The following is a 16,135-nucleotide window of genomic DNA, read 5'->3' on the forward strand; positions in this document are numbered from 1 at the left end:
CAAATGAGGTTTTATGCGGCAGCCGCATCTTTTGCGCTGCACCGCCGCTTGACAGCGCCAGGGGACCGCGCGCAACATTGTTCGTATACGAATGATAACCGCACTGGCCGCCGGCTCCGACATGGTGACTGAAACGACGAGCGCCGTCATCGACAAGATCCGCTGCGATGCTTGTCCGGTGATGTGCTACATCAAGCCGGGCGCAGCGGGCGCCTGCGACCGCTACGCCAATCAGGACGGCAAGCTCGTCCGTGTCGATCCGCATGTGATCCTGGAGCGCACGGTCTCGCACGGCGGCAAGCTCGTTCCCTTCAGTCGCACCGAAGACTGGGACGGCAAGATCGTCCACGAACCCTCGACCTTCGTGACCGCGATCGGCGCAGGCACGACCTATCCCGACTACAAGCCGGCGCCGTTCATCGTCTCCGCTGAGGTCGACGGCGTCGACATGGTGACCGTGGTCACCGAGGGCATCTTCTCCTATTGCGGGATCAAGGTGAAAATCGACACCGACCGCTATCTTGGTCCGGAGACCGCGACCGTCCGCGCACAGGGCGAGGCGGTCGGCCACGTCACGACCAGCGAATACGGCTCGCAGATGCTGTCGCTCGGCGGCGTGCATCATCTCACCGGTGGCTCCAAGAAGGAAGGCCGCGTCACCTGCGACACGCTGATGGATCTCGCCAATTGCAAGGCGGTCGAGCTCACCATTGACGGTGGCGCCACCGTGGTGGTGCAGGCCGGGCAGCCGCCGATCGTCAACGGCATGAAAGAAGAGCGCATGCGCGTCGGCTGTGGCTCGGCGACGATCGGCATGTTCGCCAAGCAATGGCACGGCAAGGTCGACGAGGTCGTCGTTGTCGACGACCACATCACCGGGGTGCTCTCGGAGCATCAGGCCGGCAAGCTTCTCGACATCGCCGACACCGGCATCAAGATGAAGGGCCGGCGCTCGACGCCGGGCCGCTATTTCCAGGTCGCCGATCCCGGCACGGGGTGGGGCGGCACCAACATTTCCGATCCGCTGGCGATCCTGGGGCCGTTCGATGCCAAGGAAGCGAGACCCGGTCTGACCATGCTGATGGTCTCCACCACGGGCGAGCATTCGTCGTATTACGTGCTCGACGAAGCCTTGAAGCCGATCGAGACAGAGATGCCGGCCGAGTTGAAGTTCTCGGTCGAGCGCATCCAGGAAAACTGCGAGCCCGCGTTGTGCACCGTGCTGTTCATGGCCGGCGCCGGCGGCTCGCTGCGTGCCGGTGTCACCGACAATCCGGTGCGACTGACGCGTTCGGTGAAGGATGCGCTGACGCGCGTCACCAGCGGCGGCGCGCCGGTCTATGTCTGGCCCGGCGGCGGCATCACCTACATGGTCGACGTGACGCAGATGCCGTCAGGCGCGTTCGGTTATGTGCCGACGCCGGCGCTGGTCGCGCCGATCGAGTTCACGATGAAGCTGTCCGACTACGCCGCGCTCGGCGGCCACATGGATTATGTGAAGCCGCTCTCCGAGGTGCAGAACGGCGACGATGTCCGCCAGTTGCCCTGGCGTCACCCGATTCCGGGGCGCCGGACATGACGAGGCGTCCGCAAATCGCATTGCTGTCTGATGGCCGGCGGCTGCATTTGCAGGATGGACCGATTGATCTGATCGTGGAGGCGAGGGGACGTGCGGACGAGGTGCGCGCGGCCTATGAGGCTGCGGCGCGCCGGTTCACCGGGCTTCTCGACGAGCTATGCGCGGAACTGACTGAACTGCGTGCGGATGCTGCGACGCGGACTTCGCTGACCGGCACCGTCGCGCGTCGTATGCACGCCGCTGTCGCGCCCTATGCCGCTGATTGCTTCATCACGCCGATGGCGGCTGTTGCCGGCAGCGTGGCCGAGGAGATTCTGGACGCGATGCTGCGCGCTGCGACGCTTGATCGCGCTTACGTCAACAACGGTGGCGACATCGCGCTTCATCTCGCTGAAGGCACGCATTTTTCCGTCGGCCTGATGGACCGGCCCGACCGCGACGGCGTGATGCGGACGATGAGGATCGATGCGGATGACCCGTGGCGTGGCGTCGCGACCAGCGGACGCCACGGCCGCAGCTTTTCGCTCGGCATCGCCGATGCCGTGACGGTGCTTGCGGCGACTGCATCGCAGGCCGATGCGGCGGCGACGGTGATCGCGAATGCCGTCGATCTGCCCGGGCATCCCGCCATCATCCGGAAGCCTGCGAACGAGCTTCAACCCGACTCCGATCTGGGCGTGCGCCTCGTCACCCGCGATGTCGGCGAGTTGTCTCACGATGAGATCGCCGTCGCGCTCGAATCTGGCGCGGAACGTGCACGGCAATTGTTCGATCGCGGACTGATCGAGGGTGCCGTGTTGCAGCTTTGTGGTGATATGCTTGTCATCGGACCGAAAGATATTGAACGGCAGGAAACGCGCCCGCGTCAGCTGGAGAACGCGGTTCACGCCTGAACAGGGAAGAGCCTGAGGACACAATCATGAGCGCGATCATCCGCAAGATCGTCACCGTCGTCGAAGAGACGCAGATGGAGATGGGCCGGCAGGTGTCGCCGCCGACCCGGCGTGCGGCTGCGATTGCCGTCATCGAGAATCCGTTCGCCGGAAAATATGTCGAGGATCTTTCGCCGCTGATCGCGATCGGCGAGGAGCTGGGTGAGCTCTTGTCGAAGCGTGCGGTGGCCGCGCTCGGCATCGATGGCGCCAAGGCGCAGAGCTACGGCAAGGCAGCCGCCGTCGGCGAGAACGGCGAGCTGGAGCATGCCGCCGCCATCCTCCACCCCAAGATGGGCGCGCCGGTGCGCAAAGTGCTGGGCAAGGGCGCTGCTCTGATCCCATCCTCGAAGAAGCGTAGCGGTCCGGGCACGACGCTGGATATTCCACTCGGGCACAAGGATGCTGCCTTCGTGCGCAGTCACTTCGACGGCATGGAAGTGCAGATCAACGACGCACCGCGCGCCAACGAGATCATGGTCGCGGTCGCCGTCACCGACAGCGGCCGTCCGCTGCCGCGGGTCGGCGGGCTGACGGTCGCGGAGATCAAGGGCGAAGACGGTCTGAGATAGAGCATGATCCGGAAAAGTGGAAACCGGTTTTCCGATGAGATCATGCTCAAGAAGTAGATTTCAAACTGGAGGTTGGGATGCGAGCAAGAAATACTATCGTCGGCGCGGCCTTCGCGCTTCTGGCAGGCGGCATGGCTCATTCGGCCCTGGCGCAGGACATCAAGATCGGCGAGATCAACAGCTACTCGCTGCTGCCGGCGTTCACCGAGCCCTATCGCAAGGGCTGGCAGCTTGCGGTCGAGGAGATCAATGCGGCAGGCGGCATCAACGGCAAGAAGCTCGTCGTCATTTCCAAGGATGATGGCGGCAAGCCGGCCGACGCGCAGACCGCGGCCAACGAGCTCGTCTCGAGCGAGGGCGTTGCGATGCTCGCAGGCACCTTCCTGTCCAACATCGGCCTTGCGGTCAGCGACTTCGCCAACCAGAAGAAGGTGTTCTTCCTCGCGGCCGAGCCGCTGACGGACGCCATCACCTGGTCCAAGGGCAACAAGTACACCTTCCGCCTGCGTCCCTCCAATTACATGCAGGCGGCGATGCTGGTCGAGGCAGCGGCGAAGCTGCCGGCCAAGCGCTGGGCCACGATCGCGCCGAACTACGAATACGGCCAGTCGGCGGTCGCCGTGTTCAAGAAGCTGATGTCGGAGAAGCGTCCCGACATCCAGTGGGTCGACGAGCAGTGGCCGCCGCAGGGCAAGATCGACGCAGGTCCCGTGGTGCAGGCGGTTGCCGCCGCCAATCCCGAAGCGATCCTCAACGTCACCTTCGGTGCCGACCTCGTCAAGCTCGTGCGTGAAGGCAACACCCGCGGCCTGTTCAAGGGGCGCGAAGTCGTCTCGTTCCTCACGGGCGAGCCCGAATATCTCGATCCGCTCAAGGACGAGACGCCGGAGGGCTGGATCGTCACCGGCTATCCCTGGTACTCGATCAAGACGCCCGAGCATGACGCGTTCCTCAAGGCCTATCAGGCCAAGTACAACGACTATCCGCGTCTCGGCTCGATCGTCGGCTACCAGACCATCAAGGCCGCCGCCGCCATTCTCGCGAAGGCCGGCTCGACCGATCCGGAGAAGCTGATTGCAGCGGCGGAAGGGCTGTCCATGCCGTCGCCATTCGGCGAGATCACCTTCCGCAAGATCGACCACCAGTCGACGCTCGGTGCCTATGTCGGCAAGACTGCGCTGAAGGACGGCAAGGGCGTGATGGTGGATTCTTCATACAAGAAGGGTGCGGACTATCTGCCTGGTGATGCCGAGGTCGCGAAGCTGCGCCCGAAAGATTGAAGCAAGAGAGACCGGGGCCTCCATGGTTCGAGACGCGCGGCGTCGCCGCGCTCCTCACCATGAGGGTCCCGGACCTCATCCTGAGGAGGCGCGGAGCGCCGTCTCGAAGGATGAAGCCCAGCACTGAGATCCAACCAACCCGGACCGTCGATGGCCTTTTATGTCGTACAGTTTCTGACCGGTCTCGCCAGCGCAGCGTCGCTGTTCCTGGTGGCCTCGGGCCTGTCGATCATCTTCGGCGTGACCCGGATCGTGAATTTCGCGCATGGCGCCTTCTACATGATCGGCGCCTACATCGCCTTTACGCTCACCGAGCGGCTTTCGGGTGCGTTTGGGTTCTGGGGCAGCATCGTGCTGGCCGCGCTGGCCGTAGCGATGATCGGCGTGATCGTCGAGATGGTGCTGCTCCGCCGCATCTACCACGCACCCGAATTGTTCCAGCTGCTCGCGACCTTCGGCCTGACCTTGATGGTCGAGGACCTCGTGGTGCTGATCTGGGGACCCGACGATCTCGTCGGCCGCCGCGCGCCGGGCTTCAGGGGCGCCATCGATTTCTTCGGCCAGAACATTCCGAGCTATGATCTGTTTCTGATCGTGCTGGGACCCGTCGTGCTCGGCATTCTCTGGCTGCTGTTCCAGCGCACGCGATGGGGCGTCCTGGTGCGCGCGGCGACGCAGGACCGCGACATGGTCGCGGCGCTCGGCGTCAACCAAAAATGGCTGTTCACGTCAGTGTTCGCGGTCGGCGTCTTCCTCGCAGCCCTCGGCGGCGCGCTTCAGATCCCGCGCGATGCCGTGCATCACGCCATGGATCTGCGCATCATCGTCGAGGTGTTCGTCGTGGTCGTGATCGGCGGCCTCGGCAGCATCGTCGGTGCCTTCGTCGCTGCCGTGCTGGTCTCCGAGCTGAACGCCTTCGGCATCCTGATCTTCCCGAAGATCTCCATCATTCTCGTCTTCCTGGTGATGGCGGTGGTGCTGATCGTGCGGCCCTGGGGCCTGTTCGGCAAGCCGGAGGCGGCCGCGCGCAAGACGCCTGGCCTCACCGTCAATCCCTGGCGCCCGCTGACGTCGAACGAACGGCTGGCGGCGGTTGCGGCGCTCGTCGTCGCAGCGATGCTGCCATTGTTCGCGGGCAACTACCTGCTGACCGTGGGCTCGGAGATCGCGATCTTCGTGATCTTCGCTGTCAGCCTGCATTTCCTGATGTCGGTCGGCGGCCTCGCGTCCTTCGGGCATGCCGCCTATTTCGGGCTCGGCGCCTATGGCATCGCCTTCCTCGCCAAGATGGCGGGGCTGCCGATGATCGTGTGTCTGTTGCTCGGCCCGCTGCTCGGCTGCATGGGCGCCGCCGTGTTCGGCTTCTTCGCGGTGCAACTCTCCGGCGTCTATTTCGCGATGCTGACGCTCGCCTTTGCGCAGATCGTGTGGTCGATCGCATTCCAATGGGTGAGCGTGACCGGTGGCGACAACGGCATTCTGGGTCTCTGGCCGTCGAGCTGGGCGGCGAGCCCGTCGCATTTCTACTGGCTTGCGCTCGGCGTCGCCGCGCTGGTGACCGTCGCGTTGCGGGCCATGGTGTTCTCGCCGTTCGGTTACGCGCTGCGCGCGACGCGCGACTCGCTTCTTCGCAGCGAAGCGATCGGCATCGATGCCAAGCGGATCCAGTGGACCGCTTTCGTGATTGCCGGCACGACCGCCGGCATCGGCGGCGCGCTGTTCGCCTACCTCAAGGGCAGCGTGTTCCCCGACAATCTCGGCATCTCGCTGTCGGTCGACGCACTCGTCATGGTGCTGCTCGGCGGTGTCGAGACGGTGTCCGGCGCCGTGATCGGCGCCATCGTCTACAAGGCCTTGAACATCTGGCTGGTGAGCCAGACCGATCTGTCGAAGCTCGTGCTCGGCGGCTTCATCATGCTGATCGTCGTCGTCTTCCCGAAGGGCATCGTCGGCATGCTCGAGATGCTGGCGCAGCGCCGGCGAAAGTCTTCGCCGCCGGGCTCTCCCTTGCTTGCCAAGCCGATCGAGTCTGCCGAATGAGTGTTGCACCCCCACTTCTCGCGGTCGAAGGCCTGACCAAATCCTATGGCGGCATCCATGCGGTGCGCGGCGTGTCGTTCTCGCTGCGCGCGGGCGAGATCCTGGCGTTGATCGGTCCGAACGGTGCCGGCAAGAGCACCTGCTTCGACATGCTCAACGGCCAGAACAAGCCCGATAGCGGCCATGTCCGCCTGCTCGGCGAAGAGATCACGGGCAGGAAGCCGCGTGAAGTCTGGCGGCTCGGCGTCGGGCGCACGTTCCAGATCACCGCGACCTTCGCCACCATGACCGTGCGTGAGAACGTTCAGGTCGCGCTGATTTCGCATGAGAAGCAGCTCTACAACCTCTGGGGCTCGGCGCCGAAGTTCGACCGCGGCGAGGCCGGCCGCCTGCTGGAGCTGGTCGGCATGGGCGGCTATGCGGACCGTCCCTGCGGGGAGCTGGCCTATGGCGATCTCAAGCGGCTCGAGCTTGCGGTTGCGCTCGCCAACCAGCCGAAGCTGCTGTTGATGGACGAGCCGACCGCGGGCATGGCGCCGCGCGAGCGCGTCGATCTGATGCGGCTGACCGCGAGCATCGCGCGGGAGAAATCCATCGGCGTGCTCTTCACCGAGCACGACATGGACGTGGTGTTCGAGCATGCCGACCGCATCATCGTGCTCAACCGCGGGACGTTGATCGCCGAGGGCTCGCCGGCGGAGGTGCGCGGCAATCCGCAGGTGCAGGCAGTCTATCTCGGCGAGGGCCTCGTCTACGATGCCCGCCACCGCGAGGGAACCTCGGCATGAAGCTCACGGTGCAAGACCTCAACAGCCATTACGGTCCGGCCCATATCCTGTTCGACATCGGCTTCGAGGTCGGTGAGGGCGAGGTCGTGGCATTGCTTGGGCGCAACGGCGCGGGCAAGTCGACGACCTTCCGCTCGATCGTCGGCCTCGTCGCGCAGCGCACCGGCCGCATCACATTCGAGGGCAAGGACGTCTCGGCGAAGCCGACGCATGAGATCGTGCGCGAGGGGCTCGGCTACGTTCCGGAGGAGCGGCGCATCTTCACCGATTTGACGGTTGAAGAGAATCTCGAAGTCGGCAAGCAGCCGAAGCGTGCGAACGCGCCATACTGGACGCGCGAAAAGCTGTTCGCGCTGTTTCCCAATCTGGGCGAGATGAAGAACCGTCCGGGCGGCCGCATGAGCGGGGGCGAGCAGCAGATGCTCACCATCGCCCGCACGCTGATGGGCAATCCCTCGCTGGTGCTGCTCGACGAGCCTTCGGAGGGCCTGTCACCGAAGATCGTGGAGCAGATGGTCGATGCCATCCTGACGATGAAGAAGGAGGGCGTCAGCATCGTCGTTTCCGAGCAGAACCTGCATTTCGCGCGCTTGATCTCCGACCGCGCCTACATCATCGAGCGCGGCCGGATCTGCTTCGGCGGCACCATGGCCGAGCTCGACGCGCGTCCAGATATCCGCGACGCGCATCTGTCGTTGTGAGAGCGGGGAACGGATGGCGAGAAGCGTGACGGCGAAGAAGAACGTCAAACCGGCGAAGCCGCCTTACGTGCTCGACGAGCAGGTCGGTTTCATCCTGCGCCAGGTCTGGCAGCGCCATAGCTCGATCTTCGCCCGCGACATCGGCACCAATTTGACGCCGACACAATGGGCGGCATTGTCGAAACTGGCCGAGACCGGGCCGTGCTCGCAGAACCAGCTCGGGCGGCTGACGGCGATGGACGTCGCCACCATCAAGGGCGTGATCGATCGTCTCACCGCGCGCGGCCTGACCGAGACCAGCCAGGATCCCGACGACGGGCGGCGGCTCCTGGTCAGCCTGACGCGGGCGGGTCAGCAGCTTGCGGAGAAGCTGGCGCCCAATGCGCTGGCGATCACGCGCGAGACGCTGGCACCGCTTGACGCGAAAGAGCGTGAGCTGCTGATGGCGCTGCTCAACAAGCTGAGGTGAATTCCGCTTCCTAACCGTCACCCTGAGGTGGCCGCTTCTTCAGCGGCCCTCGAAGGGCGACGGCCCGGCTACATCTCGGCCGTTCATCCTTCGAGGCTCGCGCACAGCGCTATCGCGCCGTGCACTTGCACCTCAGGATGACGGGATACGTACTTGTGTAGCCCTTGCTACTTCGCCACCACCTCCGGCACCTTCCCGGCCGGCGGGGTGTTGCGGCTGCGTTGCGTTCGCACGATGCCGTCGATGATGGTCATGCCGATGCCGGGGAGGTCGCCGAGCTGCACGCTCTCCAGGATGTTCTTGCCGGGCGAGTGCTGCGCCTTGTCCATGATGACGAAATCGGCGGAACGGCCGACCTCGATCAGGCCGCAATCGAGCTGCCGCATCCGCGCAGTGTTGCCGGTGGCAAGACAGAACGCGATCTCGGCCGGCAGATCGCCGAGCGAGGACAGCATCGAGACCATGCGCAGGATGCCGAGCGGCTGCACGCCGGAGCCGGCGGGCGCATCGGTGCCGAGGATGACGCGATGCAGATCGCCCATCTCGCGCGCGGTGCGCAGCGTGAACAAGGCCGAGCGCTCATTGCCGTTGTGCACGAGCTCGAGGCCGCGCTTGCAGCCCTCGCAGATGCAGCGGATCTGGTCATCGGGCAGGGCGGTGTGGCCGCCATTGATATGGCCGACCACGTCGGTGTCGGCCTCCAGCACCACGTCCTTGTCGATCAGGCCGGAGCCGGGGATCGACGGGCCGCCGGTGTGGATCGTGCTCTGGATGCCGTATTTGCGCGCCCAGCCGACCATCTTGCGTGCTGTCGGGCCGTCCTTGACGCCGCCGAGGCCGACTTCGCCGAGCAGCTTGACGCCGTTGGCAGCCATCTCCTTGAAATCCTCCTCGACCATCTCGCATTCGATCACCGGCGCGCCGGCGTGAACCTTCACGCCACCGGGACGCAAGGTCCAGAACGCGCGCTGGGCGAACACCGCCATGGCCTTCAGGCCGACGACGTCGCGGGGCCGGCCGGGCATGTGCACCTCGCCGGCGGAGATCATGGTGGTGACGCCGCCATGGAGGTAGCTGTCGATCCAGTTGATCTGGTTCTGGCGCGGCGTCCAGTCGCCCGCGACGGGGTGGACGTGGCTGTCGATCAGGCCCGGCGCCACCGTGGTGCCCTGGGCATCGACGATGGTGGTCGCGCCCTCGGTGTTGACGTCCTTGAAGCGGCCGATCGCGGTGATCTTGCCGTTCTCGGCGACGATGGTGTCGCCGTCCAGGATCGGCTTTTCCAGGGCGCCGGACAGGATCAGGCCGATATTCCGGATCACGAGCTTGGAGGGTCCGGTGGCCTGGGGTGCGTCATGCGCCATGGAAGGGGCTCCTTATTCCTAACTGCAACGCTTTCGATCTTGGGCAGCCTTGACCGCGGGATCAAGCAGGATTATTCATTAGTATACGAATGATCGTGTACAAACGACGCATAGCTGACCGCCTCGGGACCGCAAGCAAGCGACACGGAAGGGTGAGATGAGCAATTTCAATCAGGAAAGCGTTTTGAGCGTCCACCACTGGACCGACACGCTGTTCTCGTTCAAGACCACCCGCAGCCCGACCTTCCGCTTCCGCAACGGCGAATTCACCATGATCGGGCTCAAGGTCGGCGAGAAGCCGCTGCTGCGGGCCTACAGCGTCGCCAGTGCCAACTACGAGGACACGCTGGAGTTCTTCTCGATCAAGGTCCCGGACGGCCCGCTGACCTCGCGTCTCCAGCATTTGAAGGAGGGCGACGAGATCATCGTCAGCCGCAAGGCCACCGGCACGCTGGTGATCGACAATCTGGAAGAGGGACGCAACCTCTACCTGATCGGCACCGGCACCGGCCTTGCGCCTTTCCTGAGCGTGATCAAGGACCCCGAGACCTATGAGCGGTTCGAGAAGGTCGTGCTGCTGCACGGCTGCCGCCACGTGAAGGAGCTCGCCTATGGCGAGATGATCACCGAGCATCTGCCGAAGGACGAACTGCTCGGCGAATACATTCGCAATCAGCTGATCTACTACCCGACCGTGACCCGCGATCCCTTCCGCAACCGTGGCCGCATCACGGACCTCATCACGTCAGGCAAGCTGTTCACCGATATCGGCCTGCCGGTGCTGGAAGCCGCGCATGACCGCGTCATGATCTGCGGCAGCCCGGCGCTGGTCGCGGACACCCGCGTGCTCCTGGGCGAACGCGGCTTCGCCGAGGGCAATCATGGCGAGCCGGCCCAGTTCGTGGTCGAAAAGGCCTTCGCCGAGCGGTAATCCCGCAATTCCTGCGCGATAAGACCGTATTTTCGCCGCGTGGGGCCCGTTGCGGCGCCGATTCGGCGCTTGATACTATGTGGGAGCGAATCAGCGGAGTTCCCACATGGTTGCGGACAGCGACAGCAACATCGCCTGGCACCGGGTTCAGTTGAAGAAGAACCGCGCCGAGTTGAAGGCGCTGGAGACCGCGCGCTTCACGATGGGCGAGATCGCCTCATCGAAGCGGGATGGCCAGACCCAAAAGTCGATCGCGGAACTCAAGCGGAAGATCGCACAGTCGGAGCGCGTGATCGCCGATCACGACAAGCGCACGCGCCGTCCGCTCGCAACCGACCTGCAGAGCCTCAGCAACGGCAGCTGGAGCCATTGGGACGCCTACACCCAGCAGCGCAAGACCGGCCAGCGTTCGCCCGGGCGCGGATAGACGCCTCTCGTTGACGATCGACGAGGCGACCCTTGCACGGGCCGCGCCGCGCACCATCTGGGTGAAACGTCAGCAATCAGTCCGGTGATTCCATGACTGTGCGCCTCGATTTTACCAGTGAGGTTTTTTTCCGCGATCCGCCCAAGGCCATCGCGACGTTGCGCATGTCCGGCCCGGTGGTTGCGACGCGATTCCCAATCGTCGGCGACGTCTGGATCACCACGACCCATGATGCGACAGCGCAGGTGCTGAAGGACGGCGCGACCTTCACGCTGCGCAAGGAGGACGGCGACGTCGCGGGTCTGCGCTGGTGGATGCCGAGATACGTCAGGACCATCGCCAACAACATGCTGACGATGGACGAGCCGGATCACACCCGGCTGCGCAGCATCGTGGACGAGGCGTTTCGCCGCCGCGCGATCGTTGCGATGGAGCCGCGCATCCGTGCCATCGCCGACACGCTTGCGGACGAACTGTTCGCAGCGGGAAGCCCGGCCGATCTCGTCCAGCGCTACGCGCGCATCCTGCCGCTCGCGGTGATCTCGGAACTCCTGGGCCTGCCGCCGGCCGATCGCCCGAAGTTCATCGCCTGGGCCAACGAGATGTCCTCGCTGACGAATGTCGTCAGCTTCTTCCGCTTGCTGTTCGCGTTCCGCAAGATGCGAGTCTACCTCGAACGGCAATTGCAGATTGCACGCGTGCAAGGCGGAGAGGGCCTGATTGCCGAACTGGTCCAGGTCGAGCGCGAAGGCGGTCAGATCGCGCCGGGCGAGATGGTCTCGATGGTGTTTCTGCTGCTCGCGGCGGGATCCGAGACGACCACTCATCTCATTAGCGGCTCGGTGTATGAGCTTCTCAGGAATCCCGGATTGCGTGACTGGCTGGAGCAGGACTGGAGCCGCGTCGGGCTTGCGGTGGAGGAGTTCCTGCGCTTCGTGTCGCCGGTGCAATTCTCCAAGCCTCGCTATGTGCGCCGCGACGTCGAGGTCGAAGGCGTGCGCTTGAAGAAGGGCGACCGCGTCATGGTGATGCTTGCCGCTGCGAACATGGATCCGGCGGTGCACGATCGTCCCGAGCGCCTCGATCTCGAGCGCAAGCCGAACCGCCATATTTCATTCGGCACCGGAATCCATTTCTGCCTCGGCCATCAGCTTGCGCGCATCGAGGCGGCCTGCGCGCTGGAAGCGCTGTTCGTGCGATGGCCGAAACTCGGTCTGGCCGTCGATCCCGCCGAGGTCCATTGGCGCAGGCGGCCGGGCTTGCGCGCGATCGCGAAACTTCCCGCCACGGCTGAGAGCCGTGGAACACTGGGGCGGGCAGGAGCGAGCCTTGAGAATTCCCTCACCGCGGCGAGCTGAGATCAGCGTCCCTTCGGAAAATCTTTGCCGCGCGTGATCAGTCAGGAACGGTGTGGCGCCCGACCTGTTGTCTCTTGGATGCGCGGCTACGAATTCCTTGGCCGTGCATGTCGCAGATCGACGTCCTAACGGGAGACAAGATCATGACCAGCAGGATGCCACCTGTTCCGCCGGACAATCAGAGCCGCAAGGGAACTGGCGACAGCAAGCAAACGTCCGCCGATCAGGCGCCACACGGCCAGCAACGTGCGCAAAATCCGGACCAGCAGGGACAGCAGGGCAACATCAAGCAGAACACGACCAATCAAGGCTACCAGCAAGATCGTTGAGGAGGACGACATCCCATGTCGACATCCACCAAGACCCCGAACAGCATCCGTCAGGGCGGACCCGGCGCATCGCACGAGAACGCGAAGGCGCCGCTGGAGATCAAGAAGCCACCGGCGGACGATCCGCAGCGCAGCCACAGCCGGATTTCCGGCGGCGGTGGAGAGCACGATTCCCATCACAGGCACGACGAGGCCGGAAAGGGCGGAGGCAGGTGACTGGAGGCGGGTGACTCATGAGCAGCAGGCAACCCAAACTGGACGCGCCGAGCGAGAAGGACATTCGTGAAAATCCCCTGATCGGGGGATCGAAGGGGACCACCATGAAGCGCTAAGTCTTCGGAAGGTCACTGCAAGAGGAGAGACAAATGCCAGGTGGGCACGGCAGCAAGACGCATTTCAGATCGGGCATGCACGGCAAGGGCGACGGCACCGGCGGACTGACCGACGTACCCAAGGATATGATCGGCGACAACATGGTGCTGTCCAACCGTGACAAGAAACAGCATTCGGACATTCGTGGCATGGACGGCAAGGCCATCCAGACTGAACAGTATCAGGACCACGCAGCCAACCGGCTTGAGGAGGAGCCGGAGACCGACGAGACCTGAGATCGTTCCTCCCGCCAACTTGCGGACCGGTGTTCAGCCGGTCCGTTTTCGTGTGGGCGCAAGATCGCGCTCCCAGCCGAACACCGAACGGCCATCGAGATCCGGGGAGGCCGCACGCTCAGTGGCGATGAAAGCCTCAACCGATGGGCCGCGCGCGGTCCGCTCCAGCCGCCGCGCCTGGTCGTCCAGACGCTTGATCGCATGCATCTCTTCCTCGCGTCCGAGCTTCGCGTTCTGGATCGCGCCCTTCAGCACCCGGATGGTCTCGTCATAGACCTTGATCGGAACGGGGTAGGGATGTCGGTCCTTGCCGCCATGGGCGAGCGAGAAACGCGCGGGATCCCTGAAGCGATAGGGTGCGCCGTGAACGACCTCCGCGACCATCGCGAGCGAACGCACGGTGCGCGCGCCGACGCCCGGCGTCAGCAGCAGTTCCGGGAAATCGACCGGGCCCCGCTCGGCTGCGGCGGCCAGCGTGCCGTGCAGGCGGCGCGCGAACACGTCCTTGGGACGGACGTCGTGATGGGAAGGCATGATCAGATGCGGCAGCGTGCCTTGTGCCGGCGTGGACTCGGTCCCGATGAGCCGTTCGAATTCGGAGACGATGCGATCGGGGCCGAGATCGCAGAGCAGTTCGAGCTGCGCCGTCCGAGAAATGTCGGCGCGATGATCGGTGAGATTGACGATCTCCCCCTGCTGCGGCCCGTCGATTGCGCTGTGCGGCGCATCGACAAAGCTCTTCAGCGCCTCGGAATGCCAGTGATAGCGTCGCGCCTGCCGCTTGTCGCCGTTCATGCCCTGCTGCACCACCGTCCATTTGCCGTCGGCCGTCACGAAGAAGCCGTGCAGGTAAAGGTCGAAACCGTCCTGGACCGCGGCGCTGTCGACCTTGGCCACCAGGCGGCTGGCGCGGGTCAGTCTGGGGCCGTCGAATCCGACGCGGTCGCCGAGCTGCAACAACTCGTCCGGCGTCTTGCGCGAATGTTGGCCCCTGCCGCCACAGACATAAATTCCGAGCTCGTCCTGAAGCGGTCCGAGCCCGCGCTTCAGCGCGCCGATCACGGAGGTGGTGATGCCGGAAGAGTGCCAGTCCATCCCCATCACGGCGCCGAACGACTGGAACCAGAACGGATGCGACAGCCGTTGGAGGAACGCATCGCGGCCGTAATGATGCACGATCGCCTGGGTGACGATCGCTCCCAGCGACGACATGCGACTTGCCAGCCACGGCGGAACCCGTCCGGTGTGAAGAGGGAGATCGGCGCTGCCGGTTCGTCGAGTCATGCGGTCAACTTAGTGCAACTCGGCGACGGTTGCATCAGCGGAATGCTGCGTTGCACTGAACGGGGGGAGCCAAGCCGGCCGGAGCGCGTTGAGCGCGCTGGTGCGCATGCAATGACGGGGACGGCAATGAATTGGCAGGCCCTCATGGCCGACATCGACGGGATGTTCGGCTGGATACCCTCATGGTTCATTGGCCTCAGCCTCGTTGCCGCCGCGATCCTGCTCGCCTTGTTGGTCTATCGGGTCGCCATATGGCTGCTTGGCCGCGCATTCGGCACCCGCTTTCCCCTTCTGAGCGTGTTCATCGATCGGACCGCGGGCCCCGCCCAACTCGCTCTCTGTCTCGCCGCCGTCGCGCTGGTGCTGCCGCTCGCGCCGCTGGACGACGCGATCCGCACGCCGCTGATGCGGCTGTTCGTCGTGGCCTTCATCGCGCTGATCGGCTGGATCTCGATCCGGATCGTCGACATGAGTGCTGCGCGCTATCTCCAGAACTTTCGCGATGTCACCGAGAATTTCGTCGCACGCAAGCACGTCACGCAAGTGCGCGTGTTCAAGCGCGTCACCGACACCATCATCGTCGTCATCACGATCTCTGCCGCGCTGATGACGTTCGATTCGGTCCGGCAATACGGCGTCAGCCTGTTCGCCTCCGCCGGCGCGGCCGGTATCATCGTCGGTCTCGCCGCGCGCCCGCTGCTGAGCAATCTAATCGCGGGCCTGCAGATCGCGATCACCCAGCCGATCCGCATCGAGGACGCCGTGATCATCGAGAACGAATGGGGCTGGGTCGAGGACATCGCCTCGACCTATGTCGTGATCCGGCTGTGGGACTGGCGTCGCATGGTGGTGCCGCTGTCCTATTTCATCGAAAAGCCGTTCCAGAACTGGACGCGCGACACCGCATCCCTCATCGGCGTGATCGCGCTCCATGTCGACTATCGTGCCGACGTCCAACGCATCAGGAGCTGGCTGGAGCAGGCGGTAAAGCAGTCAAAGCTGTGGGACGGCGAGGTGGTCAATCTCCAGGTGATCGATGCCGATGCGCGCACCATCGAGCTTCGGGCGCTGGTCAGCGCCAGGAATGCACCGCAGTCCTGGGACCTCCGTTGCGAGATCAGGGAGAAGCTCGTGGCCTTCATCCGCGACGAGATGCCGGAGGCGCTGCCGCGCGAACGCGCGATCCTGATCCCGTCTGGCGACGATGATGCTGATTTCGTGCGGCGCGTCACGCCGCCGGAGAAGATGCGGGCAGGCGGGCGCAATTGACTCCGCGATCAGCCGGCGCCGACCACGGCTGCGTCGGCTGGCCGATCCGTGCGCCGACAGCGAATGCGACCCATTCGCGTTCTGCCTTGCGCGTCCTGCCTTGGCGAAGCGGCTTGCTGTCCGGCGCCAGTAGCCTTGCTTCGCCGTCGGCGCGGGCGGGCGCCGTCAGCGAAGCAATGACCGCGGATGCAAGCAGTGCGGTGC

The 16,135-nt window shown here is 64.6% G+C and carries 17 protein-coding genes; 15 read left to right on the top strand and 2 right to left on the bottom strand.

The window, feature by feature from the left end:
- The first annotated feature begins 121 nt into the window (after window positions 1-121).
- From FJV43_RS32490 to FJV43_RS32525, 8 genes are all read left to right on the top strand, one after another.
- Window positions 122-1,579 carry a 6-hydroxynicotinate reductase gene (locus FJV43_RS32490; RefSeq protein ID WP_239629713.1) on the top strand — a complete coding sequence of 486 codons (1,458 nt, stop codon included), beginning with the start codon at window positions 122-124 and terminating at the stop codon, window positions 1,577-1,579.
- Complete coding sequence (locus tag FJV43_RS32495) at window positions 1,576-2,472, top strand: UPF0280 family protein (protein ID WP_239623067.1); 897 nt, start codon at window positions 1,576-1,578, stop codon at window positions 2,470-2,472. Before FJV43_RS32490 ends, FJV43_RS32495 begins: the two co-directional genes overlap by 4 nt.
- Window positions 2,473-2,498: 26 nt before the next feature.
- Window positions 2,499-3,083: an amino acid synthesis family protein gene (locus tag FJV43_RS32500; protein ID WP_024338309.1), complete on the top strand. Its 585-nt coding sequence runs from the start codon at window positions 2,499-2,501 to the stop codon at window positions 3,081-3,083.
- Between the two features lie 77 nt (window positions 3,084-3,160).
- Window positions 3,161-4,363 carry an ABC transporter substrate-binding protein gene (locus tag FJV43_RS32505; RefSeq protein WP_239623068.1) on the top strand — a complete coding sequence of 401 codons (1,203 nt, stop codon included), beginning with the start codon at window positions 3,161-3,163 and terminating at the stop codon, window positions 4,361-4,363.
- Window positions 4,364-4,513: 150 nt separating this feature from the next.
- On the top strand, window positions 4,514-6,403 hold the full coding sequence (locus FJV43_RS32510) for an ABC transporter permease (RefSeq protein ID WP_239623069.1): 1,890 nt from the start codon (window positions 4,514-4,516) through the stop codon (window positions 6,401-6,403).
- Complete coding sequence (locus FJV43_RS32515) at window positions 6,400-7,191, top strand: ABC transporter ATP-binding protein (RefSeq protein WP_061877678.1); 792 nt, start codon at window positions 6,400-6,402, stop codon at window positions 7,189-7,191. The genes FJV43_RS32510 and FJV43_RS32515 overlap by 4 nt, the downstream gene beginning before the upstream one ends.
- Window positions 7,188-7,892, top strand: coding sequence for an ABC transporter ATP-binding protein (locus FJV43_RS32520; RefSeq protein ID WP_239623070.1), 705 nt, complete (start codon window positions 7,188-7,190; stop codon window positions 7,890-7,892). Before FJV43_RS32515 ends, FJV43_RS32520 begins: the two co-directional genes overlap by 4 nt.
- Window positions 7,893-7,905: 13 nt before the next feature.
- Complete coding sequence (locus FJV43_RS32525; RefSeq protein WP_239623071.1) at window positions 7,906-8,361, top strand: MarR family transcriptional regulator; 456 nt, start codon at window positions 7,906-7,908, stop codon at window positions 8,359-8,361.
- A 167-nt stretch (window positions 8,362-8,528) separates the two neighbouring features.
- Here the strand turns inward: FJV43_RS32525 and FJV43_RS32530 are convergent, their stop codons facing one another.
- The gene (locus FJV43_RS32530; RefSeq protein WP_197965871.1) at window positions 8,529-9,725 is read right to left on the bottom strand and encodes an amidohydrolase family protein; all 1,197 of its coding nucleotides are present in this window, start codon (window positions 9,723-9,725) and stop codon (window positions 8,529-8,531) included.
- Window positions 9,726-9,882: 157 nt separating this feature from the next.
- Between FJV43_RS32530 and FJV43_RS32535 the strand changes: the two genes are divergently transcribed.
- The 6 genes from FJV43_RS32535 (at window position 9,883) to FJV43_RS32560 (ending at window position 13,378) form a co-directional block, all read left to right on the top strand.
- Window positions 9,883-10,656, top strand: coding sequence for a ferredoxin--NADP reductase (locus FJV43_RS32535; protein WP_061877675.1), 774 nt, complete (start codon window positions 9,883-9,885; stop codon window positions 10,654-10,656).
- Between the two features lie 106 nt (window positions 10,657-10,762).
- Window positions 10,763-11,083: a hypothetical protein gene (locus FJV43_RS32540; RefSeq protein WP_061877674.1), complete on the top strand. Its 321-nt coding sequence runs from the start codon at window positions 10,763-10,765 to the stop codon at window positions 11,081-11,083.
- Window positions 11,084-11,175: 92 nt separating this feature from the next.
- Window positions 11,176-12,441, top strand: coding sequence for a cytochrome P450 (locus FJV43_RS32545; protein WP_239623072.1), 1,266 nt, complete (start codon window positions 11,176-11,178; stop codon window positions 12,439-12,441).
- Between the two features lie 143 nt (window positions 12,442-12,584).
- Window positions 12,585-12,770: a hypothetical protein gene (locus tag FJV43_RS32550; protein ID WP_061877672.1), complete on the top strand. Its 186-nt coding sequence runs from the start codon at window positions 12,585-12,587 to the stop codon at window positions 12,768-12,770.
- Window positions 12,771-12,785: 15 nt separating this feature from the next.
- Window positions 12,786-12,986 carry a hypothetical protein gene (locus FJV43_RS32555; protein ID WP_061877671.1) on the top strand — a complete coding sequence of 67 codons (201 nt, stop codon included), beginning with the start codon at window positions 12,786-12,788 and terminating at the stop codon, window positions 12,984-12,986.
- 149 nt (window positions 12,987-13,135) lie between these two features.
- A complete protein-coding gene (locus FJV43_RS32560; protein WP_239623073.1) occupies window positions 13,136-13,378 on the top strand; it encodes a hypothetical protein in 243 nt (80 codons plus the stop codon).
- A gap of 33 nt (window positions 13,379-13,411) precedes the next feature.
- Here the strand turns inward: FJV43_RS32560 and FJV43_RS32565 are convergent, their stop codons facing one another.
- The gene (locus FJV43_RS32565) at window positions 13,412-14,662 is read right to left on the bottom strand and encodes a DUF763 domain-containing protein (protein ID WP_239623074.1); all 1,251 of its coding nucleotides are present in this window, start codon (window positions 14,660-14,662) and stop codon (window positions 13,412-13,414) included.
- A 126-nt stretch (window positions 14,663-14,788) separates the two neighbouring features.
- Here FJV43_RS32565 and FJV43_RS32570 point away from each other — a divergent pair, with 126 nt between their 5' ends.
- Window positions 14,789-15,931 carry a mechanosensitive ion channel family protein gene (locus tag FJV43_RS32570; RefSeq protein WP_061877668.1) on the top strand — a complete coding sequence of 381 codons (1,143 nt, stop codon included), beginning with the start codon at window positions 14,789-14,791 and terminating at the stop codon, window positions 15,929-15,931.
- The last annotated feature ends 204 nt before the right edge of the window (window positions 15,932-16,135 follow it).

Origin of the sequence: Bradyrhizobium sp. I71 (assembly GCF_022354745.1) — a bacterium.
GTDB classification, from domain to species: domain Bacteria; phylum Pseudomonadota; class Alphaproteobacteria; order Rhizobiales; family Xanthobacteraceae; genus Bradyrhizobium; species Bradyrhizobium liaoningense.